General features: G+C 69.3%; 1 protein-coding gene. It reads right to left on the bottom strand.

Translation table 11 applies throughout. The features are described from left to right. The coding region (locus tag AC1RPY_RS07980) for a hypothetical protein (RefSeq protein ID WP_481763150.1) at window positions 1-261 on the bottom strand (261 nt) is incomplete at both ends.

Raw genomic sequence — 261 nt, forward strand, 5'->3', positions numbered from 1 at the left:
CAGCTGGGCCAGCGCCTTGTGAGTCGCCACCGGCCGCACCTGCAGGGTGATCACCCTGGTCGCATCGCCGGTATAGAGAAGTGGCTCGAGGAATCCGGTGCGGACGTCTGTGCGCGGCCACTCGGCGACCCAAAAGGTCTGGTGCCAGGATTCGTCCACGCGCATCGCATCCCAGCCCTCGTCGATCCCCATCACCGGTGACGGCGCGGATACGAGCCCGGAGTCCTGCTCACGCCGGGTCGCGGCGGCCACGGGGTCGGC

This window comes from Dellaglioa sp. CoH-56-MRSF-12 (assembly GCF_056782075.1).